Here is a 22,110-nt window from a genome sequence, read left to right on the forward strand (position 1 = left end):
CGACGTGATAGAGCTGCTCAACCACATCGACGGGGCATGGACCGGCGGTGCCGCTGCGCAATTGGTCGACAACAATCCGGCCTTCCCCGAGCAGACGGTGGCCACCGGCACTTTGGCCGACCACGACCAGCTGGACCGGGCTGTGCGCGCGGCGCGTGAGGCCGCGGCGCGATGGGCGCGCGAACCCATGCACGCCCGCGCGGCCGTGCTGTCCCGCGCGGCCGACCTGGTCGACCGGTCCGCCGAAGCGTGGGGCGCCGAACTGACGCGCGAGGAGGGCAAGACCCTCGCAGAAGGCATCGGCGAGGTGCGTCGGGCCGCGCAAATCCTGCGCTACTACGGCGGCGCCGCCGACCGCGAGGCCGGCGCGGTGTACTCGTCGCCGCGGGCTGGCGAGCAGATCCTGGTGACGCGCAAGCCGATCGGTGTAGTCGCCATCGTCACGCCGTTCAACTTCCCGATCGCGATCCCGACATGGAAGATCGCGCCGGCCCTGGTGTACGGCAACACCGTGGTGTTCAAACCGGCCAGCGTGGTGCCCGTCCTGGCGATGCGGTTGACCGAGGCGCTGGTCGAGGCCGGCCTGCCGCCCGGCGTGCTCAACCTGGTGATCGCAGGCGGTGCGGTGGCGTCGGCGCTGGCCGAGCACCCGGGTGTGGATGCCATCAGCTTCACCGGATCGACCGCAGTGGGGCGGGGCATCGCCGCCGCTGCGGCCGCGCGAGGGGTTCCGGTGCAGGCTGAGATGGGCGGAAAGAACGCCGCGGTGGTACTGGAGGACGCCGATCTGGACCTCGCCGCCGAGCAGGTGATGCTGGGCGCCTTCCGCTCATCCGGCCAGAAGTGTACGGCCACATCACGTCTCATCGTCGCCGACGCGGTGGCCGACGAGTTCCTGACCGAGCTGGCCATCCGGGTGAAGGGCCTTGAGGTCGGCGATCCGATGCAGGCGTCGGTCGCCGTGGGCCCGGTGGTCAACGAATCCGCCTGCCGCTACATCAAGCAGCGCACCGCCGATGCCGTCTCCGACGGCGCCCGCGTGGTCGCGTCAGCCGAGGATCACCAATCCGGTTCTGGTGACGGCTACTTCGTCACTCCGACGGTCTTGCAGTTACCGTCGGTGCAGGCGCCCCTGTGGTCGGAGGAGCTGTTCGGCCCGGTGCTGTCGGTGCTGCGGGCGTCCACCACCGAACAGGCCTTCGAGCTGGCCAACAGTGGTGACTATGGCCTCTCGGCTGCGGTGTTCACCACCGACCTGAGTCGCGCGCTCGCTGCCGTCGACGACCTCGATGTCGGTGTGCTGCACGTCAATTCGGAGTCGGCAGGCGCCGACCCGCACGTTCCGTTCGGGGGTGCCAAGCGCAGCGGCTACGGCCCGAAGGAGCAGGGCGAGGCGGCCCGGGAGTTCTTCACTCACACCACCACGGTGTATCTGCGCGGGGGACGGCCGTGAGCAGCCCTGGTGCGCTGGACGGCGTCGTCGTCGCCGACTTCAGCCGCGTGCTGGCGGGGCCCTACGCGACGATGATGCTGGCTGACCTCGGCGCCGAAGTGATCAAGATCGAACGGCCCGGTTCGGGTGACGACACCCGAAGCTGGGGACCGCCGTTCGACGCGGACGGGCAGGCGACGTACTTCAACTCGGTCAACCGCAACAAGCGCTCGGTGGTGCTGGACCTGCAGACCCCGGAAGGCGTCGAGCAGGCGCGGGAGATCGTGCGCCGAGCGGATGTCGTCGTCGAGAACTTCCGCACCGGCACCATGGAACGTCTGGGGTTGGGCTACGACGACCTCGCCGAGCAGCAGCCCGGCCTGATCTATTGCTCCATCACGGGTTTCGGTTCCGGTCAAGGGGCCGACCTGCCCGGCTACGACCTGCTGGTGCAGGCCGTCGGCGGCCTGATGAGCGTCACCGGGCCGCATCCTGGTGAACCCACGAAGGTCGGTGTCGCGTTGGTCGACGTGCTGGCCGGATTGCACGCTGCCACAGGTATCCTCGCCGCGCTGCACCACCGCACTGCCACCGGGCATGGACAAAAGGTGGAGACCAACCTGCTTTCGACGCTGCTGTCGTCGCTGGTCAACCAGGCGTCGGGCTACCTCGGCGCGGGAGCGGTCCCCGGAATCATGGGCAACCGGCATCCCAGCATCACTCCGTATCAGGTGTTTTCGACCGCAGACCGGCCCCTGGTGCTGGCCGTCGGCAACGACAAGCAATTCCGCGCGCTGTGCGTGGCCCTGGGCTGTGAATCGCTGGCCGATTCAGAGGAATACGCCGACAACACGTCCCGGGTCCGCAACCGCGATGCGCTGGTCGCCGTGTTGACCGAACGCCTCGTCACCCGCGGCTCCGACGAATGGTTCGCCGTGCTGAACGAGGCCGGGGTTCCGGTCGGGCCGATCAACGACATCGCGCAAGCCTTCGATTTGGCCAAGCGTCTCGAGCTCGGCGCCGTCGTCGACGTGCCCGGCACGTCGGTGCCGCAAGTGGCCAACCCGATCCGCATGTCGGTCACGCCCCCGCAATACCGCAGTGCGCCACCGAAATTGGGCGGTTAGGGCGACCCTCAGCGTTTCGGCAGCTCCTGAGCCAGCAGTTCTCTGGCCTTGAGCGCGATCCACATCTCCGAGCGGGTGTGCGCGGAATCCAGGTCGCGGCCGGTCAGTTCGGCCACCCGGACCATGCGGCCCCGCAGGGTGTGGCGGTGCACGCCCAGTTCGGCCGCTGCGGCCTCCCAGTGACCATTGTGGTGCAGGAAAGACTCAAGGGACTCCACCAATTTGGCGCCGGTCTCGGCGTCGTAGTCCTGCAGTGCGCCCAGCCAGCGGTTGGCGATCGAGCGCAGCACGGTGTCCGGCTGCGTGCTGAGCAAGAGGCTGAACGTACCCAGTTCGTCGAACCCGACCAGCCGGTGCCCGTTGGCCTCTGCCACCCGCACGGCTGAAAGCGCTTGCTGCAGGCTGAGTCCGGCGTTGGTGATCGGGGCCGGTTCGCCGAGGCCGCCGTTGATGGCGCGGCGCAGGCCGGTGCGGGCCCTGTTGTAGACGCGGTCGAGTTCGGTGCCGGCGCCATCGGCATGGACGACCACGGCCAGCCCGTCGCCGTTGCGGACACCGGCCATCAGATACGGCTGAGGATCCAGTGCGGCCGCCAATTGATGTTCGGCCGGCAGGGCGGGGCCGATATCGGTGAATACCGCGACGACCACCGAGTCATCGGGCGCGAAGCCGAAATAGCGCAGCAATGCCGGATCCACGTCGAGTGTGCTGTCCAGCAGCGCCTGTGTGACACCGGTGCGCAGGCGCTGTTCGGCATCGATGACCCGCGCCGGCTTCGCGAGTTCGATGGACAACAGCGCCAGCGCGTGGCCGACCAGCAGCCGCTCGCCGGCATCGAGCGGATTGGCCGAGGACACTGCCAGATAACCCTGCTTCTCGTCGGCCCCGGGAATCTGCTGGATGGTCAGGCTGCCCCGGTCGTCGACCACCACGCGGCTCACACCGCGGCGTCGCTTCTGGTCCTTGTCCAGTTGCTCCTGCACGCGTTCGACGACCCCGGCGGTGTCGACCCCGGCTTCGGCCAGCACCACGCGGGAGCGGTCCATTACGCACACCGCGCAATCGAGCGCGGACGCGAGGGTATCCACGAGCGCGGGGATGCCGCCCCGCATGGTCACCCGCGCCAAATTTTCCTGACCCTGCACGACCTTCTGCACCAGCCGAACCTGATCGGCGGTGATCTCGTCGATGACGGCTCGGGAGATCGCGATGAACGGCGTGCTGGGGGACACCGCCAGCACTGGGATGCCGTACTCGTCGGCGGCCGCGCACACCGCGTCGGGCACCCTCTGGAAGCGCACGCCGGTATCGAATGCCAGTGCAGCACTGCCGGACTCGACGATGCGCCGCACATAGTCGCGTTGGTCGTCGTCCGATTCGGGCAGGTGCAGACCCGTCGTCATCACCAGCTCGCCACCGGAGAGCCACGGGCTGGGATCGGTGAGCTCGATGGCGTGCGCCCAGGTGATCACGCGGTCGATCCCGTCGCGCCCGGCGACCAGCGACAACGCCAGATCGTTGACACCGATCAGCCGACGTACCGTCATCGCCATCGTGGGGTTCCCTCTCCGCGCTGCGACTGTACGAAATGTCGACCCTATCCGACCGGGCTAGACATTACTGACATATCTCGCCTCGAGTTTCGGCTCGTAGAGTTTGAGTCATGACCACGACGACCACCCCGGCTGCGTCCACGAACCTGCGGCCGCTGGAGATGTTCGGCATCGACAACCTGCTCGATGACGACGAACGCGACATCGCCGCCACTGTGCGCCGGTTCGTCGACACCCGGCTGCGTCCGAACCTCGCCGAATGGTTCGAGAAGGGCGAACTGCCCGGCCGTGAACTCGCCAAGGAATTCGGCGACCTCGGTCTGCTCGGCATGCACCTGCAGGGCTACGGCTGCGCCGGCACCAACGCCGTGAGCTACGGCCTGGCGTGCATGGAGCTCGAGGCCGGCGACAGCGGCCTGCGCAGCTTCGTCTCGGTGCAGGGCTCACTGTCGATGTTCTCGATCCACCGGTGGGGCTCCGAGGAGCAGAAGCAGGAGTGGCTGCCGCGGCTGGCCTCCGGCGACGCGATCGGTTGCTTCGGCCTGACCGAGGCCGACTTCGGCTCCAATCCCGGCGGCATGCGGACCACCGCGCGCCGCGACGGCTCCGACTGGATCCTGTCCGGCACCAAGATGTGGATCACCAACGGCAACCTCGCCGACGTGGCCACTGTGTGGGCGCAGACCGACGAAGGCATCCGTGGCTTCGTCGTGCCCACGGACACGCCCGGCTTCAGCGCGAACGTCATCCACAAGAAGCTCTCGCTGCGAGCGTCGGTCACCTCGGAGCTGGTGCTCGACAACGTCCGGCTGCCTGCGTCGGCCCAGTTGCCCGAGGCCGTCGGCCTGCGTGGCCCGCTGTCCTGCCTGAACGAGGCCCGCTTCGGCATCGTGTTCGGCGCGCTGGGCGCGGCCCGCGACAGCCTCGAGGCCGCCATCGATTACGCCGGTGCGCGTGAGGTTTTCGACCGGCCGCTCTCCAGCTACCAGTTGACCCAGGAGAAGCTGGCCGACATGACCCTGGAGCTCGGCAAGGGCATGCTCCTCGCGCTGCAGCTGGGACGGCTCAAGGACACCTCCGGGGTGACGCCAGACCAGATCAGCCTCGGCAAGCTCAACAACGTCCGGGAGGCGCTGGCCATCGCGCGCGAATCCCGCACCATCATGGGCGCCAGTGGCATCACGCTGGAGTACTCGCCGCTGCGCCACGCCAACAACCTGGAGTCGGTGCTCACCTACGAGGGCACCAGCGAGATGCACATGCTCTCCATCGGCCGTGCGCTGACGGGGCAGTCGGCGTTCCGCTGACCGTTCACGCCTGCGTCATGGTTGCGTGGCTCGCAGGCTGAGCGAAAGCAGCAGCCGCACATCGGGATCGGTGAGCGCGGTGGCCAGCAGCTGTTCGATGCGGCGCACCCGGTAGCGCACCGTGTTGGGATGCACGTGCAGCCACTGCGCCGCGGTCGCGACGTCACCGAAGCTGTCGAGATAGGCCCGCAGCGTGTCGGCGAGGACTGGATCGTTGTCCCGCAACGCCCGCACGCGCGGGTCGATCAGCCGCTCGTCGGCGGCGATGGCCGTGACGATCTCGTCCAACAGCACCGTCGTGCGGGCCTCGGCCAGCGACGTCACCTGCCCTAGGGCTCCCGGGTGGCGCTCGGCGCTGTCGAGCACCCGGTCCACCTCGAGGCGCGCGGCCGCGGCGCCGGCCAGCCCGTTGACGGGCGAAGCGATGACAGCGTGCAGTTCCAGGCCGAGTTCGGCGCGCAGTGCCGCCACCGTGCCGCGGATCCAGGAGGTGACCGCGGCGGGTTTTCCGGTGCTCGGGAACAGCACGTAGACGCGGGTACGCGCCGACGCCACTTGAGCGTCCTGGCGAAAAGCGCTGGCGCTCAACGACAGAATGTCAGAGAGTCGCGATCCCGGGATGCTGCCGTCGAATCCGATCAGGGCGGCCCGCCCGTCGACCGCGATACCGAGCTCGCGAGCGATGAGGTCGATGTCGGGTGGGCCGTCACCGGGGCGCAGCCCCAGCAGTTCCTGGATGCGCACCATGTGCGTCGACGGGGTCGCAGCCAGCCGGGTCATGATGCGGGCGGCCAGGACCGCCGCGCCGCGCAGTACGTCGTCGGCGTCGTCGGCCAGCGGTCGGCTGCCCTGCTGCACCCAGATGGTCCCGGCGAAGGCGGGGGCGCGGCGCTCGTCGGGCGACGGCTGGAAGATCCCGATGGCCGAGCGCGGCTGCAACCCGAGCTCGGGCCGCTCGGCGACATGTACGACGTCCGGTTTCGCACGAATCGCGTCGAAGATGCCCCACTGTGCGATCCAGGCCAGGTGCTCCGACGGCCCGGCCCGGCCCAGGATCGACAGCCGGCGCAGGTCATCGGCCTCGTCGTTGGACGCCGAGTAGGCCAGCACGTGGGACTGGGCGTCTTCGATGCTGACCATCCCGTGGGTACGGTCGGCGATCGACTGCGCGAGGCTGAACAGGTCCGTGCCGGAGTCCTCTGACTCGCGGTCGCCGTGATGCTCGAAGACGTGGTTGACCAGCCGGTACAGCCTTTCCCACCGGGCGCGTGGGTCGACGGCCACCACGGCGGTGCCTGCCGAGGTGGCGCGTGCCACCACCGCGGCCGACGGCTCCTTGATGAAGATCGCGGTCGGTGGGCGGCGGGCGATCTGCTGATCCACCCAGTTACGGGCGTCGGCATCGGGAATCCCGAGCAGGAAGAACACGTCGGCCGACCCGGCCGACGGGGCCAGGCCCAGCCGCACGTCGTCGGAATCGATCAGCGCCGCCGAGGCCACCGGCAGATCGAGCCCGCGCGGCGCCTGCACCAGCTGGACCAGCGTGGCGTCCAGGGCCAGCAAAAGTTGGCCGAGGCTGACACCGGTTGTCGCCATGTTGTCCGATCGTACTGGTCGGCGACCAAAGTGTTGTCGGATCGGACAAGAGTTGCGTGCGTCACGTCGGGGATTCTTAAGCCTATGGATGCCATCACCAATGTGCCGCTGCCAGCCAACGAACCGGTCCACGACTATGCCCCCGGCTCGGGTGAACGCACCCGGCTGACCGCCGCGCTCGCCGAGTTCTCCGGGCTCGCCGACGCTCCGATCGACCTGCCGCACGTCATCGGCGGCGCCCACCGCATGGGCAATGGCGAGCGCATCGACGTGGTGCAGCCGCACCGCCACGCGTCCCGCCTCGGCACCTTCACCAACGCCGAGCATGAGGACGCCACCGCGGCGATCGACGCCGCTCTGGCCGCCAAGAACGACTGGGCGGCGCTGCCGTTCGACGAGCGCGCCGCGGTCTTCCTGCGCGCCGCCGACCTGCTGTCCGGCCCGTGGCGGGAAAAGATCGCCGCCGCGACCATGCTGGGGCAGTCCAAGACCGCTTACCAGGCCGAGATCGACGCGCCCTGCGAGCTGATCGACTTCTGGCGCTTCAACGTCGAGTTCGCCCGTCAGATCCTCGCCGAGCAGCCGATCAGCGGCCCCGGGGTGTGGAACCGCACCGACCACCGGCCGCTCGAAGGCTTCGTCTACGCCATCACGCCCTTCAACTTCACCGCGATCGCAGGCAACCTGCCGACCGCGCCTGCCCTGATGGGCAACACCGTGGTGTGGAAGCCGTCGCCCACCCAGGCCTTCGCCGCCTACCTGACGATGCAGTTGCTGGAGGCCGCGGGCCTGCCGCCCGGCGTGATCAACCTGGTCAACGGCGACGGCATCGCGGTTTCCGATGTGGCCCTTGCCGATCCGCGGCTGGCCGGCATCCACTTCACCGGCTCGACGGCCACGTTCCAGCACCTGTGGCGTGAGGTCGGCACCAACATCGACCGCTACCACACCTATCCGCGGCTGGTCGGCGAGACCGGCGGCAAGGACTTCGTCGTCGCCCACACCTCGGCACGCCCGGATGTGCTGCGCACGGCGTTGATCCGCGGCGCCTTCGACTTCCAGGGCCAGAAGTGCTCCGCCGCGTCGCGGGCGTTCATCCCGCGGTCGGTGTGGCACCAGATGGGCGACGACTTCCTGTCGGCCACCGAAGCCCTGACCTACGGCGACGTCACCGATTTGAGCAACTACGGCGGTGCGGTCATCGACAGCCGGTCCTTCGCCAAGAACGTCAAGGCCATCGAACGCGCCAAGAGCGCCGCCGGGGTGACCGTCGCCGCCGGCGGTGAATACGACGACAGCGAAGGCTATTTCGTGCGTCCCACCGTGCTGCTGTCCGACGACCCGACCGACGAGTCGTTCTCCACCGAGTACTTCGGTCCGATCCTGTCGGTGCATGTCTACCCGGACAACGACTACGAGCGGATCCTCGGCGTCGTCGACACCGGATCACGGTACGCGTTGACCGGCGCTGTGATCGCCGACGATCGCGGCGCAGTGGTCACCGCGCAGGACCGGCTGCGCAACGCCGCGGGCAACTTCTACATCAACGACAAGCCCACCGGCGCCGTGGTCGGCCAGCAGCCGTTCGGTGGCGCCAGGGCGTCGGGCACCAACGACAAGGCGGGCTCTGCTCTGAACCTCCTTCCCTGGAGCTCGGCTCGCTCCATCAAGGAGACCTTCGTGCCGCCCACCAACCACACCTACCCTCACATGGAGGCCTGACATGGCGAGTACGCGAGGTGCCCTGGAGTCCGCGTTCCAGCGGGCTGCACGGCCGGCGATCCTGGCCGCTGCGCGCTCTGCGCGGCTGCGGCGGACCGCCGAGCGACTTCCGGTGACCCGCAGTGTCGTGGACCGGTTCGTCGCAGGCGACACGATTCCCGACGCCGTGGATGCCGTTGCCGCGCTGCGTGCTTCGGGCCGGATGGTCACCATCGACTACCTCGGCGAGGACACCACCCGTATCGAGGACGCCGATCAGACCGTCAAGGCCTACTTGGCGCTGCTCGACCTGCTCGGTGAGCGTGACGAGGCCGCAGCGCCGGTGCGGCCGCTGGAGGTGTCGCTCAAGCTCTCCGCGCTGGGGCAGGCACTGCCCCGCGACGGCGAGAAGATCGCGTTGGAGAACGCACACACGATCTGCGCCAAGGCCCGCGACGTCGGCGCCTGGGTGACCGTCGACGCCGAGGACCACACCACCACCGATTCCACCCTGTCGATCGTGCGTGATCTGCGTACCGAATTCGATTGGCTGGGCACGGTTTTGCAGGCCTACCTGCACCGGACCGAGGGCGACTGTCGCGAGTTCGCGGAGGCCGGTGCCCGAATCCGGTTGTGCAAGGGCGCCTATGACGAGCCCGCCGCGGTGGCCTACCGCGACGCCGCAGACGTCACCCGCGCTTACCTGAACTGCCTGCGGATCCTCATGGCCGGATCCGGGTACCCGATGGTGGCCTCACACGATCCGGAGATCATCGCAGCCATACCTGGCCTGGCCCGCGAATTCGGCCGGGACGTGGACGGTTTCGAGTACCAGATGCTGTACGGCATTCGCGACGCCGAGCAGCGCAGGCTGGCCGACGCCGGCAACCACGTGCGGGTGTACGTCCCGTTCGGCAACGAATGGTACGGCTACTTCGTGCGCAGGCTCGCCGAACGCCCCGCCAACTTCGGGTTCTTCCTGCGCGCGCTGGCCGAGCGTCGGTAGCTCATCGGCCTCTTACCTCGCACCGCGAGCGTGCGTGTCTGTTGCCCGCCACGCCGGGGAAGGGCGGCACGTCACGCACGCTCGGCTGCTGTCAGAGTGCGGAGGCGCGGGCGCGGTTCAGGCCGGGAATGCCGCCACGTCCATCTGCACGGTGCCGCCGCACGGGCCGCCGACGATCTGGGTGAGCCAGGTGCCCCGCAGGGTTCCGTCGACCTGCGGCGCGTAATACGCCCACGACCTGGCCGGCGCCCATACTTTCGGAACCCCTTCTCCCATATAGCAATCCCACTGCCAGTCGTAGATGTGCACCCAGCGGGCGCCGTCCCAGGTGTAGCGGGGAGGCAACGGCAGTGTGGGGTTCTTCGGGGTGGGGCCGTCGATCACCGTGGAAATACAGGTGCCAGACGAACAATCGGTGGAGAACGTGTACACGTCGCTGAAGGTCGGCTCCGATTGCCTGGCAGCCAGACTGGTGCCCGTCTTCTGGGCCGCGTACCGGACCAGCGAGTATCGGCCATTCCACGCCTGATTGGCGGCATCCGCAGTCGGCGCCGCGGTCAGGGCTGCGACGATCAACAAGCCGAGCGCGACTGGTCGCCTCATCGTGGCGTACACGCTAGCCCGTCGGGCGCTCATTGAGCAGGAGCAACGCCCATGCCGCGATCGACTGCGCGTCGGTGATCTCGCCCTCGCGCATCATCCGCTCGACCTCGGCGCGCTCGAACCAGGCGCTGTGCATGTCCTGTTCCTCGTGTTCACGTTCGTGCTCACCCTCGCTCAGACCGGTGGCCAGGTACACCCACCCGCGCTGGCTGCTCATGCCTGCGGCCACATCGAGCTGACCCAGCCGCTGCATGCTCGTCGCCCGCAGCCCGGTCTCCTCGCGCAGTTCCCGGTGAGCCAAGGCATCGGGATCGAGATCCAACCGGTCCGGTGCGGTTCCCTGCGGAAACTCCCACCGGCGTAACCCCAGCGGATACCGGAACTGCTCGACGAGGTGGTAGCGCTCCTCGTCGCGTGCGATGACCAGCGCATACGTCGGTTTGTCGATGACCGAGTAGATGCCCTCGGTGCCGTCCGGACGGCGGATGGTGTCCTCCCGCAACGTCATCCAGTTGTTTCGATATACCTCACGCGACTGCAGTTGCCGGATGACGCCCATCGGCCCAGTATCACCGATCGAACCGGCGTGCCGGGGTAGCCTCACAGGCGTGCTGCTGGCCTCCTTGAACCCCGCAGCGGTTGCTGCCGGTGCCGACATCGACGACGCCGTCCGGATCGACGGCGCTGTGCTCAGCCGTAGTGATGTGATCGGGGCGGCCACCTCGGTGGCCGAACGAGTCGCATCGGCCCGGCGTGTCGCGGTGCTCGCCAAGCCGACCGTCACCACAGTGCTGGCGATCACCGGTTGCCTGATCGCCGGTGTCCCGGTGGTCCCGGTGCCCGCCGATGTCGGTGCCGCTGAACGGCGCCACATCCTTGCCGACTCCGAAGCCCAGGCATGGCTGGGGGAGTTGCCCGACGAAAGCGAAGGGCTGCCGCACATCCCGGTTCGCGTGCATGCGCGGTCCTGGCACCGGTACGCCGAACCGGCGCCCGAATCGACTGCCATCATCATGTACACCTCCGGCACCACCGGCCCGCCCAAAGGCGTGCCTATGACCAGGAGGGCCATCGCCGCAGACATCGACGCGCTGGCAGCGGCGTGGAACTGGACGGCTCAGGACACGCTCGTCCACGGCCTGCCCCTGTTTCATGTGCACGGCCTGGTGCTGGGCTTGCTCGGTTCGTTGCGCATCGGAAACCGATTCGTGCATACCGGAAAACCGACGCCTGCGGCGTACGCGGAGGCGGGCGGCACGTTGTATTTCGGAGTGCCGACGGTGTGGTCGCGGGTGGTCAAGGACATCGACGCCGCGCTGGCGTTGTCGTCGGCCCGGTTATTGGTGTCGGGCAGTGCGCCCCTGCCGATTCCGGTGTTCGACGAGTTGGTGCGGCTCACCGGACATGCGCCCATCGAACGCTACGGCAGCACCGAGTCGTTGATCACGCTGAGCACCACGGTCGACGGCGAGCGCAGACCCGGCTGGGTGGGCCTGCCCCTGACGGGTGTGCAGACCCGGTTGGTCGACGAGAACGGTGCGCTCGTGCCCCGGGACGGAGAAACCATCGGGCAGTTGCAGATCAAGGGTCCGATGGTGTTCGACGGATATCTCAACCGACCCGACGCCACCGCCGCCGCCTTCGACGCCGACGGTTGGTACCGCACCGGGGATGTGGCGGTCATCGACGCAGAGGGCATGCACCGCATCGTCGGCCGGGAGTCGGTCGACCTGATCAAGTCTGGTGGCTTCCGGATCGGCGCCGGCGAGATAGAGACCGTGATGCTCGGGCATCCGGGCGTGGCCGAGGTGGCGGTGGTCGGGATGCCGGACGACGACCTCGGTCAGCGGATCGTGGCGTTCGTCGTCGGCGACGCCGAGCCTGCGGCATTGATCGACTTTGTGGCACAGGAGCTTTCGGTCCATAAACGCCCGCGTGAGGTACGGCTGGTGCAGCGTCTGCCGCGCAATGCGATGGGCAAGGTGCTGAAAAAGGAACTGGTGCAATGGCATTGAGATTCGCCGAGATCTGCATCGACGCGCATGATCCCGAGGCGCTGGCTGCGTGGTGGGGTCGGGTGCTCGGCTGGCCGCACCACACCGATTCTGACGGCGATGTGGTGCTGACGCCGCCGTCCGGGCAGGGGCCGCTGATGCTGTTCCTTGCGATGCCCGACGACAAGGTGGTGAAGAACCGCCTGCACCTCGACTTCATGCCCGATGATCAGCAGGCCGAAGTCGACCGGCTGATCGGTCTGGGTGCGCGCCACGTCGACATCGGTCAGGGGGAGCAGACCTGGGTTGTGCTCGCTGACCCTGAGGGCAACGAGTTCTGCGTTCTTTCCGCTGATTGACGGCTTTTGGGTAGTTGCCAGGCGGCGATGCCACCATGGCTGCATGCGCCGACTGACTCGCCTGGCGGTCTGTGCCGGCCTGCTCGCCGCCTGCAGCACACCCAGTCCGCCGTCGCAGCAGCAGCAGCTCCCGCCGTTGGGCTGGAATTCCTGGAACTCCGGGATCCCGCTCACCGAGCAGATGGTGCACGAGACGATCGACGCGATGGTGTCGTCGGGTATGCGGGACGCCGGCTACCGCTACGTCAACCTCGACGCCGGCTGGGCGGCGCCCACCCGGGCTGATGACGGCTCGTTGCGGGCCGACCCGGACCGTTTCCCACACGGCATTGCCGCGCTGGCCCGGTATGCGCACGACCGCGGCATGCTGCTGGGGATCTATCACAGCCCGTTCAATCAGGGGTGTGGCCAGGATCCCCGGATCGGCGGTGCGGGCCACGAGCAGGCTGATGCCAAGACATTCGCCGGTTGGGGCGTCGACTACCTGAAATACGACTGGTGCCGGGCCGAGGCGGACCACGACGAGCAGGTGCGGTACTTCACAGTCATGCGAGATGCGTTGCGCGACAGCGGCCGTCACATCGTGTATAGCATCAACCCGAATAGTTCGGGCGATCCGGTCGCGGGGTTGGAGTATGACTGGTCGCACATCGCCGACGTGACGCGCGACGCCGTCGACCTGGTTCCGGCCTGGGGTGACACCGCGCTGTGGCAGGAAGGGGTGGCAGGAGTGGTCCAAGCATTCGCCGAGGCGGGTTCGCTTGCGGCGCGGAGCAATTCGGCCCATGTCAACGATCCGGATATGCTCGTCGTGGGTATCGGCTGGAAGCAGTTCGCCAACGGGCATCCGACCATGGTGCTGGGTGCGCCGCGGGCCGACCTGACCGACACCGAGCAGCGCGCCCACTTCTCGCTGTGGGCCATGTTGGCTGCACCGCTGTTGGCCGGCAACGACATTCGCGACATGACCGACCAGACCCGCGACATCCTGACCAACCGGGAGGTGATCGCCGTCGACCAGGACCCGCTGATGGTGCAGGGGCAGCCGCTGAGTAGTGATGGGCGGGTGCTGATCAAGCGGCTCGCCGGCGGGGCGGTGGCCGTGGCACTGTTCAACCAGTCGGCGGAGGTTCAGACCGTCCGAACATCGCTCGACGCCATCGGTCTTGACGGCCACGCCCGCGCGACCGTGCGAGATCTGTGGCAGCACACCGACACCACCAGCACCGGCACCATCGAACGGCAGGTGCCGGGGCACGGCGTGGTCATGTTGCGGGTGTCTCCCTAGCCTGCTCACGTTCGGCGATCCGGCGCCGAGTGGTCACAGGCGTATTGTGGGAAACACACAGGTTTCGCGACGACTGGGAGGAGATCTCCGGTGCATCTGAAGAAAGTCGCGGGGACGGTAATCCTTGCCGGTGCGCTCGCTGCTGGACCCATCGGATTCGGAGTGGCCTCCGCGCAGGCTGATCCCGGTTGGGGTCCCGACCTGCCATGGATCCCCGGGCCAGGATGGGTTGATTGGAACGGCGGCGGTAACTGGGCTCCACCACCTGGACAGGTCAAGAAGCTGTGTCCGTGGAATGCCCCGCCGGGTCACTGGATTGGCGGTCCACACGGGGTGCCCTGCACCTGAGTGTTTGGGCTGCTGTGGCTACTTGGAACCGCAGTTGCAGTCTGACCCGCACTTGCAGTTCTCACACGTACAGTCCGGATTGCCGCAGCCGGTGGATTCGGTGTTCGTATCGCTGCTCATGCATGTGAGTCTATGCCGGTGCCACCAGCGAGTGGAGTTCTTTGCCGTCGTCGGAGAGTTCGACGAGGGCGTTGTCGATTCTCCACAGTTCATGAAATGAGTCGGGGTCAACCGGTGTGGTCCATAGCTTTTCGCAGCTGGCCAGGTCCATCGCGAACGTTGTCGCGCCGGTGATCTCGTAGCGGACGGTCTCGAATACGCCGACCCTTCCGTCATTGGCGACGTACCCGCTCATGTTGGGCCGGCACGCATTACCTTCTTGGCCGGTCGTCAGGTCGAACTGCCTCCAGCGCCGCACCTTCACCGGCCCCTCCCACGTGGACTCGGGCGCGTACAGGCGATGGCCGATCAGGCGTGCGTTCTGCCCCAGTTGTTGATCGGGAAATTGGAGGAGCCCCGCTCCGTTGGCGCCGAAGACGGTAGAGTCCGGGGATTCCAGAATGGGGAGGATCTTCGACAATGTCGAGAGAAAGCCTGAAAGTTTGGTTTCTCCAACATGATTGCCGTCATCGTCGAAGAAGATCACTACATCGGGAATCGACACTTTCATGTCTGAGGTGGCCTCGAACGCGAAACCTCCAGGGTAGACAACGGCTGTCAGGGGGCGCAGCCCCTTGCCGAGGTCGGGCGTGATCACCTTGCCGTCGATCAATGAGAACACCGTCATGCGATCCGACCCTTTGACCGAGTCCCTCGCGGCGGCCAGTGATGGCGGTGCGGCATCGGAGGTCCATTTCGTGGTTCCTATTGTGACGCCAGGAACGAACCAAGTGGTTTCCGTACGGGGACCAATGCCGTAAATGCCCTCGCCAGGTGCCCGAGCGACAGCGTAGGTGCCCACCTGCTCGACGTCGGGACCGTTACTCGAATTCGCGTGAAGTTTGGTCGGACCGTTGAACAGTACGCTGCCGGTCCGTGCATCGATCGCCCAAGCGACGCTCTCCAAGTTGCCCTCCCGGACGGCGTCTGAGATGCACAAGACAGAGTCGGGTCCGTTCACGAAGCAGTCGAGGAAATCCGGGCCAGCATCGATCCTGACTGGGGCAAACAGTTGTTTACCGGTGTGGACGTCCAATCCGACCAGCCATCGTTCTGCGTCGGGGGAACCCGGGCTTCTCGCGAGGAAGTAGCCCTTCGCGCCTACGGCCCCAATGAATGGCGTCGACCAGACATGTGGTTCGTCAGTTCTGCCGAAGACGTTCGTTTCGGGAAGGCCCAGATCCTCAACGCTTGTACGCCAGCCTGGGACCGGCCGCGCTCGCATGGACGACTCGAGGACCGTCTGTTCAGGTGGCTGCCATTCCCCACGGTGGAACGTGGGAGCGGTGTCATCGCTCATCAGTCGCTTGGTCATGACGACGGTGACGATGGCGCCGACCGCCAAGGCAACGACAGCTGCCAGAACCAAGCCGATCGTCCACAATCGCGCGTAACGCGGCATAGGGCTGCGGTAAGGATTCCTCGTCATAGCGGAGCTGCTCTATTCGGTGCCGGAATAGTAATCGGCAAGCATCCGTGCCTTCTCGCTGATAACGGTCTCAGGGGTTGGCAGGCCGATGGTGTGTTCCAGGAAACTGCGCGTACTCGCAGGATCCTGTCCGAGCGCTCGCATCAGAGTCGCAAGGAGATAGTGCTGCGCTGCCTCGGCCTGTCTACTTGCGAGAGCACAGGTCGTGACGACCTCGTCCGCGAGTTCCGCCTCGGTCATACGCGTCACCTGCGTCGACAAAGCCACCTGAATCACTGTGCCGTCGACCAGGCCATTCGCCGTGACAGCGCCACTTGGACTGACCGCAGTCACCAGAAGCGTTTCGACAGTCTCGTCGCTGTCACCTGCGGCCGCCTCTCGATCGTCGGCCGCGACATCGATCCATTCGTCCCAGGAGTCTGTTGAGTGCGACCAATCGTCAGTCACGCCGTCGTCCCGTCAGTCGCGGTATCAGGCCTGGCATGCGGTACCGACCTCCCCGATCGTCCTGCCCTCCCGGTAGTCGACGTTGTTGTAATTTGTCGCGGCTCTTCCGAGCTTCTCGTGAAACTCCGCCGCCACTCTCGCCAGCGTTTCTCCTGCGGCCTTTCGAGGTTCGCCTGCCGATAATTCGTGAAGTGTGGCTGAGCAAACCAACCCATGCGAACTCTCAATTTTGGCTACGATGTCGGCAACTTCGCGATTCGCGCCGGTGATGAGGTCGCCCGCCGTCTGGTGTTTAGCGCCGAGTTCGTCCAGGAATTCGGTCATAACAGCCAGATTCAGTTCCAAATTGGACACGGGTCATCCTTAGAGTTCTCGAGTGGACGTCATTTGGGCAGGCCGCCGGGTGGATGGCTCGGTGGCGTGATGTGCGGCAGCGGTAGATCTGCAGGCAGGCCATAGATTGGCGGTGCTTCGGATTCGACGGGTAGCGGTGTTGCTGGTGGCCCGTATATCGGCGGACGTTTCCGCGGTTCGTATGGCGAGTCGGCTTTGGCGTGGGAAGGCAGGTCTGCCTGATCTTGCAGAGGATCTACGAACGGGCCGCACCCGCCTGCGTATCCCGATGTGTCGCTCTTGGCGTCCTCGTAGTCAACGGAAACTCTCCGGATATCCGACGCATTCTGAAACGAGTTGCTGACCATGATTCCCATTTGGGTTGATGTGGTAGCGAGGGCCGCGGCGGCTGCCGCCGTATCGGCAGCTATCAATTTTGCGATATTCGCGCCAGGAATGAGGAGCAGAGCCCTGGTTGCGAGGCCGTAATCGGATAAAGTTTGTGACGTCGAATCCAAGACTTCACGAGTCTGCCGAACCTGGTCCGCTTCTGTTTTCAATACGCGGCCGATTTCTTGATCTGCAGCTGAGACTGCGGAAACGTGCTTCCGATGCGCAATAGTGACGGTGTTGTATGCGCTCGCCGCCGCGCCATCCCATGTTTTGTCGTCCTCTTCTAACTCCGCACCGACGAGCGTCTCGAGTGCCTTCTGGAGGTAGATCGCTGACTGCCAATACTCACTGCCTTCTTCGAGGCTTCCCGACCCAGTCAGCTTCTTTTCGCCTTCGATGATGAGCTGAGCTGCGGCAATGATCGGGGAGTCTGCCAATTTGCCGAGCTCTCCAAGGTATTTGACCGGAGCCGGGGCGATGTCGATGCCGAGACCGGCGAGGCCGCTGACGACGTCCTTGGTATCGCCAATCACCTTGCGGCCGTTGGTGGCGACACCGTGCATGTCCAGCTCGAGGACGTCTTTGACCAAGCCCGGCACATCGCTGATACCGCTTCTGATGCCATTGCCGATGTCGAACAGATCTTTGAGAATGCCCACCGCAAGAACCCCCTTGCGGAACAGTCTAGGCCCCAGTCGTACAGGAAACTGTCAGGAGTTTCGCAGCATCGACTCGGGGTCGGCTAGAGGGTGGCAAGGGGGCGTGCGGCACTGTCGCCGGATGGCGTGCCTGCCAAGTCGCAGACGCGAACTAGTTCGCGTGCAGCGCCTCGTTGAGGGTGATGCCGGTGCCATCGCGCTTGACGACCTCGACCGCGCCCGAGAGGGAATTGCGCCGGAACAGCAGGTTGCTCGCGCCGGAGAGGTCCTTGGCCTTGACGGTCTGACCGTCGGCGGCGGTGACCTTCGTGCCGCCGGTGACGTAGAGACCAGCCTCGATGACGCAGTCGTCGCCCAGCGAGATGCCCAGCCCGGCGTTGGCGCCCAGCAGGCAGCGCTGGCCGACCGAGATGACCTCTTTGCCGCCTCCGGACAGGGTGCCCATGATGGATGCGCCGCCACCGACGTCGGAGCCGTCACCGACGACCACGCCTGCCGAGATACGGCCTTCGACCATCGAGGTGCCCAGCGTGCCCGCGTTGAAGTTCACGAAGCCCTCGTGCATGACCGTGGTGCCCGAGGCGAGATGAGCGCCGAGGCGGACGCGATCGGCGTCGGCGATCCGGACCCCGGCCGGGGTCACGTAGTCGACCATCCGCGGGAACTTGTCCACGCCGTAGACGGTCACCGCGCCGCGGCGACGCAACCGGCCCCGGACGATCTCGAAGCCTTCCACGGCGCACGGCCCGAAGTTGGTCCACACCACGTTGGCCAGCAGGCCGAATATGCCATCCAGGTTGGCCTCATGCGGCTTGGTCAACCGGTGCGAGAGCAGGTGCAGCCGCAGATACACGTCGTGGGTATCGGCAGGCTTGTCGTCCAGTGAGGCGATCGTGGTGCGCACGGCGACCACCTCGACGCCGCGGTCGGCGTCGGGACCGGTCAGACCCGCGAAGTCGGCGGGAATGTCGTCGCCGGTCAGCCGCACGGTGCCGGGCTCGCCGGATCCGGCGAGCTCAGGAGCAGGAAACCAGGTGTCCAGGACGGTTCCGTCGGCGGCAATGGTGGCCAGGCCGACGCCAGATGCGGCAGTCACGATGGCCTAGGTTACTGGACCGATTCCCCCGGTCGTTTCGCTCCCGCCCGGCGACACTACCGTGGACGTTCATGGGGCTTGACTTGCGCGCCGATCCGATCGCACTGACAGCCGCGCTGGTGGACATTCCCAGCGAGTCCCGCCACGAACAGCGCATCGCCGACGAGATCGAGGCCGCGCTGCGTGCGCAGGCCCCGTCCTTCGAGGTGATCCGCAACGGCGACGCCGTGCTGGCGCGCACGCACCTGGGTCTGCCGTCGCGGGTCATGCTGGCAGGCCATATCGACACCGTGCCCGCCGCCGACAACGTGCCCAGCCGGATCGTCGACGGTGACATGTACGGCTGCGGCACCTCCGACATGAAGTCGGGCGACGCGGTGTTCCTGCACCTGGCGGCCACCATCGCCGAGCCCGCGCACGACATCACGCTGGTCATGTACGACTGCGAGGAGATCGAGTCGAGCGCCAACGGGCTCGGCCGCATCGAGCGGGAGCTGCCCGAGTGGCTGGCCGCCGACGTCGCGATTCTCGGCGAGCCGTCGGGCGGCTACATCGAAGCCGGCTGCCAGGGCACCATCCGCGTCGTGGTCAGCGCAACCGGAACGCGCGCACACTCCGCGCGTTCCTGGTTGGGGGACAACGCTATTCACAAACTCGGCGCGGTGCTGGACCGGTTGAGCACCTATCAGGCCCGCAGCGTGGATATCGACGGTTGCGTGTACCGCGAAGGCCTGTCGGCGGTGCGCATCGACGGTGGGGTCGCAGGCAATGTGATTCCGGATGCCGCCTCGGTGACCGTCAACTTCCGCTTTGCGCCCGATCGCAGCGTGGAACAGGCTCTGGCACATGTGCACGAGGTGCTCGACGGGCTCGACGTGTCGATCGAGCTGACCGACGCGGCCGCCGGCGCACTGCCCGGCCTGACGAAGCCCGCCGCCGCGGCGCTGGTGGCCGCCGCCGGCGGAGCGGTGCGGGCGAAATACGGCTGGACGGACGTGGCCCGGTTCGCGGCGCTGGGCATTCCCGCAGTCAACTACGGGCCGGGCGATCCGAACCTGGCCCACAAGGTCGACGAGCGCGTCGAGACCGCGCAGATCACCGCAGTCACCGACATGCTGCGCAGGTATCTGACGAGCCCATGAGCAGCGTTCGTGTCGACAGCTGGATCTGGGCCGTGCGGATCACCAAAACCCGGTCCATGGCAGCCGCTGCCTGCCGGGCCGGCCACGTCCGCGTCAACGATGTGACCGCCAAACCGGCACAACTCGTCAGCCCCGGCGACGAGGTCAGGGTCCGCATCGACGGTCGCGAGCGCATCGTGGAAGTCCTCCGTCCGATCGCCAAACGGGTGGGCGCCGCGATCGTGCCGGAATGCCTGATCGACCGCACCCCGCCGCCTCCGCCCAAGGAAATGGTGGCGGCGGTGCCGGTCCGCGATCGGGGAACCGGCAGGCCCACCAAACGTGAACGGCGCCAATTGGATCGGCTACGCGGCCACTCCTGAACCCGTTAATCGGTTGCGCCCGTCGGTATCATGGGTGGCGCATCTACTGCTCGACCGAGGTGGGTTGAAACATGCTGGGAGACGACGACATCTCCGGGTGACCGGTGAGAGTCGATTCGTTCCTGTCCATACTGCGCTGTGCGCAGCCTCTTTTGGAGTTCCCGCATGTCTATTGTCTTTTCCCACGTGTCATTCGCGTGGCCCGATGACACCGAGCTGTTCTCGGATCTGTCGTTCGCCGTCGGTTCCGGTCGCACGGGACTCGTCGCGCCCAACGGTGCCGGTAAGAGCACGTTGCTCAAACTGATCGCCGGTGAGTACGTGGCGTCGTCGGGATCGGTGACCGTCGACGGCACAGTCGGCTATCTGCCCCAGACCCTGCCGTTCGTCGCCGATCTGACAGTGGCGCAGGTGCTCGGCATCGCGCCGGTGCTCGACGCGCTGACGGCGCTGGCCGCCGGTGACGCCAGTGAGGCGGTGTTCGGCACCATCGGCGACGACTGGGACATCGAGGAGCGCTCCCGGGCGCAACTCGATCGACTCGGACTGGCCGCGGTGGCGTTGGACCGCCCGCTGGGAACGTTGTCCGGCGGGGAGGTGGTGACGTTGGGCCTGGCCGCCGAACTGCTCAAACGCCCCGACGTGCTGTTGCTCGACGAGCCCACCAACAACCTGGATCTCGATGCGCGCCAACGTCTTTACACCGCCCTCGAGGATTTCGGCGGTACTCTGCTGCTGGTGAGTCACGACCGCGTGCTGCTGGACCGCATGGATCAGATCGCCGAGTTGCATCGCGGCGACATCGTGTTCTACGGCGGAAATTTCACCGCCTATCAAGAGACGGTCGAGGCCGGCCAGCAGGTCGCCGAGAGCAACATCCGCAGCGCCGAGCAACAACTCAAGCGTGAGAAGCGTCAGATGCAGCAGGCTCGGGAACGCTCGGCGCGCCGAGCCGGCGCCGCGGCCCGCAACATCAAGGACGCCGGGCTGCCGAAAATCGTTGCGGGCAAACTCAAACGCGACGCCCAGGAGTCCGCTGCCCGCTCTGATGAGGTGCACGCCCGCAGGGTCGACGATGCGAAAGCGCGGTTGGACGATGCCGAACGCGCGTTGCGGGACGACAAGGTGATCGTTCTGGATCTCCCCGATACGGAGGTGCCCACGGGCCGGACGCTGTTCGCGGCCGAGGGCCTGCAGGTTCATCGCGACGGGCGTAAGTTGTTCTCCGGCAATGGAATCGATCTCTCGATCCGCGGGCCGGAACGCATCGCGCTGACGGGACCCAACGGTGCGGGCAAGTCGACACTGCTGAGGATCGTCGACGGGACCCTGCCGCCGGATGCCGGGACGGTGCAGCGGGCCGACGGCCGGATCGCGTACCTGTCTCAGCGGCTCGATCTGCTCGATCCCGAACGCACGGTGGCAGAGAGTCTGGTCGCGGCGGCACCCAGCCTGTCGCACACCCGCAGGATGCATCTGTTGGCGCAGTTCCTGTTTCGTGGCGACCGGATCGACCTCCCCGTCGGCGTGCTCTCCGGCGGGGAACGGCTGAGGGCCACACTGGCGTGCGTGCTCTATGCCGAGCCCACCCCGCAGCTGCTGCTGCTCGACGAACCCACCAACAACCTCGATCTGGTGAGTGTCGGGCAGCTGGAATCGGCGCTGAACGCCTACCGGGGGGCGTTCGTCGTGGTCAGCCACGACGAACGGTTCCTCGACGCGATCGGGATCGACCGCTGGTTGCGCCTGGACGATGGAGAGTTGAGCGTCAGCTGA

General features: G+C 66.7%; 20 protein-coding genes. 11 read left to right on the top strand and 9 right to left on the bottom strand.

Going from position 1 to position 22,110, the window contains the following annotated elements:
• The first annotated feature begins 4 nt into the window (after positions 1 to 4).
• Entirely contained in the window at positions 5 to 1,453 is a 1,449-nt protein-coding gene (locus BTO20_RS08985) for an aldehyde dehydrogenase family protein (RefSeq protein WP_087075138.1), read from the top strand.
• Positions 1,450 to 2,559, top strand: coding sequence for a CaiB/BaiF CoA transferase family protein (locus BTO20_RS08990; RefSeq protein WP_087075140.1), 1,110 nt, complete (start codon positions 1,450 to 1,452; stop codon positions 2,557 to 2,559). Before BTO20_RS08985 ends, BTO20_RS08990 begins: the two co-directional genes overlap by 4 nt.
• An 8-nt stretch (positions 2,560 to 2,567) precedes the next feature.
• On the opposite strand, the gene BTO20_RS08995 is transcribed toward BTO20_RS08990, so the two are convergent.
• Positions 2,568 to 4,112, bottom strand: coding sequence for a PucR family transcriptional regulator (locus tag BTO20_RS08995; protein ID WP_087075142.1), 1,545 nt, complete (start codon positions 4,110 to 4,112; stop codon positions 2,568 to 2,570).
• 110 nt (positions 4,113 to 4,222) lie between these two features.
• Between BTO20_RS08995 and BTO20_RS09000 the strand changes: the two genes are divergently transcribed.
• Positions 4,223 to 5,419 (top strand): acyl-CoA dehydrogenase family protein, encoded by a 1,197-nt coding sequence (locus BTO20_RS09000; protein WP_087075144.1) that lies wholly within the window; start codon positions 4,223 to 4,225, stop codon positions 5,417 to 5,419.
• A 15-nt stretch (positions 5,420 to 5,434) separates the two neighbouring features.
• Here the strand turns inward: BTO20_RS09000 and BTO20_RS09005 are convergent, their stop codons facing one another.
• Complete coding sequence (locus tag BTO20_RS09005; RefSeq protein ID WP_087075146.1) at positions 5,435 to 7,015, bottom strand: PucR family transcriptional regulator; 1,581 nt, start codon at positions 7,013 to 7,015, stop codon at positions 5,435 to 5,437.
• An 84-nt stretch (positions 7,016 to 7,099) separates the two neighbouring features.
• On the opposite strand from BTO20_RS09005, the gene pruA reads away from it, so the two are divergent.
• Positions 7,100 to 8,737: an L-glutamate gamma-semialdehyde dehydrogenase gene (gene pruA, locus BTO20_RS09010; RefSeq protein WP_087075148.1), complete on the top strand. Its 1,638-nt coding sequence runs from the start codon at positions 7,100 to 7,102 to the stop codon at positions 8,735 to 8,737.
• A gap of 1 nt (position 8,738) precedes the next feature.
• Positions 8,739 to 9,722 carry a proline dehydrogenase family protein gene (locus BTO20_RS09015; protein WP_087075150.1) on the top strand — a complete coding sequence of 328 codons (984 nt, stop codon included), beginning with the start codon at positions 8,739 to 8,741 and terminating at the stop codon, positions 9,720 to 9,722.
• Between the two features lie 117 nt (positions 9,723 to 9,839).
• Here BTO20_RS09015 and BTO20_RS09020 read toward each other — a convergent pair whose 3' ends face one another.
• On the bottom strand, positions 9,840 to 10,325 hold the full coding sequence (locus tag BTO20_RS09020) for an Rv2253 family sensor-like surface protein (RefSeq protein WP_087081840.1): 486 nt from the start codon (positions 10,323 to 10,325) through the stop codon (positions 9,840 to 9,842).
• Positions 10,326 to 10,338: 13 nt separating this feature from the next.
• Positions 10,339 to 10,884: an NUDIX domain-containing protein gene (locus tag BTO20_RS09025; protein ID WP_087075152.1), complete on the bottom strand. Its 546-nt coding sequence runs from the start codon at positions 10,882 to 10,884 to the stop codon at positions 10,339 to 10,341.
• A 49-nt stretch (positions 10,885 to 10,933) separates the two neighbouring features.
• Between BTO20_RS09025 and BTO20_RS09030 the strand changes: the two genes are divergently transcribed.
• From BTO20_RS09030 to BTO20_RS09040, 3 genes are read left to right on the top strand one after another with little or no spacing between them, the layout of a single operon-like run.
• Positions 10,934 to 12,340: an acyl-CoA synthetase gene (locus BTO20_RS09030; protein ID WP_087075154.1), complete on the top strand. Its 1,407-nt coding sequence runs from the start codon at positions 10,934 to 10,936 to the stop codon at positions 12,338 to 12,340.
• Positions 12,331 to 12,678 carry a VOC family protein gene (locus tag BTO20_RS09035; RefSeq protein ID WP_087075156.1) on the top strand — a complete coding sequence of 116 codons (348 nt, stop codon included), beginning with the start codon at positions 12,331 to 12,333 and terminating at the stop codon, positions 12,676 to 12,678. The genes BTO20_RS09030 and BTO20_RS09035 overlap by 10 nt, the downstream gene beginning before the upstream one ends.
• A 43-nt stretch (positions 12,679 to 12,721) precedes the next feature.
• Complete coding sequence (locus BTO20_RS09040) at positions 12,722 to 13,966, top strand: glycoside hydrolase family 27 protein (RefSeq protein WP_087075158.1); 1,245 nt, start codon at positions 12,722 to 12,724, stop codon at positions 13,964 to 13,966.
• A 478-nt stretch (positions 13,967 to 14,444) separates the two neighbouring features.
• On the opposite strand, the gene BTO20_RS09050 is transcribed toward BTO20_RS09040, so the two are convergent.
• From BTO20_RS09050 to dapD, 5 genes are all read right to left on the bottom strand, one after another.
• Positions 14,445 to 15,875, bottom strand: coding sequence for a hypothetical protein (locus BTO20_RS09050; RefSeq protein WP_087075163.1), 1,431 nt, complete (start codon positions 15,873 to 15,875; stop codon positions 14,445 to 14,447).
• Positions 15,876 to 15,914: 39 nt separating this feature from the next.
• On the bottom strand, positions 15,915 to 16,349 hold the full coding sequence (locus tag BTO20_RS09055) for a hypothetical protein (RefSeq protein WP_087075165.1): 435 nt from the start codon (positions 16,347 to 16,349) through the stop codon (positions 15,915 to 15,917).
• 24 nt (positions 16,350 to 16,373) lie between these two features.
• Complete coding sequence (locus BTO20_RS09060; protein ID WP_087075166.1) at positions 16,374 to 16,703, bottom strand: type VII secretion target; 330 nt, start codon at positions 16,701 to 16,703, stop codon at positions 16,374 to 16,376.
• Positions 16,704 to 16,732: 29 nt separating this feature from the next.
• The gene (locus BTO20_RS09065) at positions 16,733 to 17,734 is read right to left on the bottom strand and encodes an EspA/EspE family type VII secretion system effector (RefSeq protein ID WP_087075168.1); all 1,002 of its coding nucleotides are present in this window, start codon (positions 17,732 to 17,734) and stop codon (positions 16,733 to 16,735) included.
• A 151-nt stretch (positions 17,735 to 17,885) separates the two neighbouring features.
• Positions 17,886 to 18,830: a 2,3,4,5-tetrahydropyridine-2,6-dicarboxylate N-succinyltransferase gene (dapD, locus tag BTO20_RS09070; protein WP_087075170.1), complete on the bottom strand. Its 945-nt coding sequence runs from the start codon at positions 18,828 to 18,830 to the stop codon at positions 17,886 to 17,888.
• Between the two features lie 71 nt (positions 18,831 to 18,901).
• Here dapD and dapE point away from each other — a divergent pair, with 71 nt between their 5' ends.
• From dapE to BTO20_RS09085, 3 genes are all read left to right on the top strand, one after another.
• On the top strand, positions 18,902 to 19,972 hold the full coding sequence (dapE, locus tag BTO20_RS09075; RefSeq protein ID WP_087075172.1) for a succinyl-diaminopimelate desuccinylase: 1,071 nt from the start codon (positions 18,902 to 18,904) through the stop codon (positions 19,970 to 19,972).
• Positions 19,969 to 20,334 carry an RNA-binding S4 domain-containing protein gene (locus BTO20_RS09080; protein WP_087075174.1) on the top strand — a complete coding sequence of 122 codons (366 nt, stop codon included), beginning with the start codon at positions 19,969 to 19,971 and terminating at the stop codon, positions 20,332 to 20,334. The genes dapE and BTO20_RS09080 overlap by 4 nt, the downstream gene beginning before the upstream one ends.
• 165 nt (positions 20,335 to 20,499) lie before the next feature.
• The gene (locus tag BTO20_RS09085) at positions 20,500 to 22,110 is read left to right on the top strand and encodes an ABC-F family ATP-binding cassette domain-containing protein (RefSeq protein WP_087075176.1); all 1,611 of its coding nucleotides are present in this window, start codon (positions 20,500 to 20,502) and stop codon (positions 22,108 to 22,110) included.

The sequence above is a fragment of the Mycobacterium dioxanotrophicus genome (genome assembly GCF_002157835.1).
GTDB lineage: Bacteria > Actinomycetota > Actinomycetes > Mycobacteriales > Mycobacteriaceae > Mycobacterium > Mycobacterium dioxanotrophicus.

Excerpts from the sequence above, each read along its gene's own strand:
- BTO20_RS08995 (WP_087075142.1), bottom strand. The coding sequence starts at position 4,112 with ATGGCGATGACGGTACGTCGGCTGATCGGTGTCAACGATCTGGCGTTG.
- BTO20_RS09000 (WP_087075144.1), top strand. The coding sequence starts at position 4,223 with ATGACCACGACGACCACCCCGGCTGCGTCCACGAACCTGCGGCCGCTG.
- BTO20_RS09005 (WP_087075146.1), bottom strand. The coding sequence starts at position 7,015 with ATGGCGACAACCGGTGTCAGCCTCGGCCAACTTTTGCTGGCCCTGGAC.
- pruA (WP_087075148.1), top strand. The coding sequence starts at position 7,100 with ATGGATGCCATCACCAATGTGCCGCTGCCAGCCAACGAACCGGTCCAC.
- BTO20_RS09015 (WP_087075150.1), top strand. The coding sequence starts at position 8,739 with ATGGCGAGTACGCGAGGTGCCCTGGAGTCCGCGTTCCAGCGGGCTGCA.
- BTO20_RS09020 (WP_087081840.1), bottom strand. The coding sequence starts at position 10,325 with ATGAGGCGACCAGTCGCGCTCGGCTTGTTGATCGTCGCAGCCCTGACC.
- BTO20_RS09025 (WP_087075152.1), bottom strand. The coding sequence starts at position 10,884 with ATGGGCGTCATCCGGCAACTGCAGTCGCGTGAGGTATATCGAAACAAC.
- BTO20_RS09035 (WP_087075156.1), top strand. The coding sequence starts at position 12,331 with ATGGCATTGAGATTCGCCGAGATCTGCATCGACGCGCATGATCCCGAG.
- BTO20_RS09040 (WP_087075158.1), top strand. The coding sequence starts at position 12,722 with ATGCGCCGACTGACTCGCCTGGCGGTCTGTGCCGGCCTGCTCGCCGCC.
- BTO20_RS09050 (WP_087075163.1), bottom strand. The coding sequence starts at position 15,875 with ATGCCGCGTTACGCGCGATTGTGGACGATCGGCTTGGTTCTGGCAGCT.
- dapE (WP_087075172.1), top strand. The coding sequence starts at position 18,902 with ATGGGGCTTGACTTGCGCGCCGATCCGATCGCACTGACAGCCGCGCTG.
- BTO20_RS09080 (WP_087075174.1), top strand. The coding sequence starts at position 19,969 with ATGAGCAGCGTTCGTGTCGACAGCTGGATCTGGGCCGTGCGGATCACC.
- BTO20_RS09085 (WP_087075176.1), top strand. The coding sequence starts at position 20,500 with ATGTCTATTGTCTTTTCCCACGTGTCATTCGCGTGGCCCGATGACACC.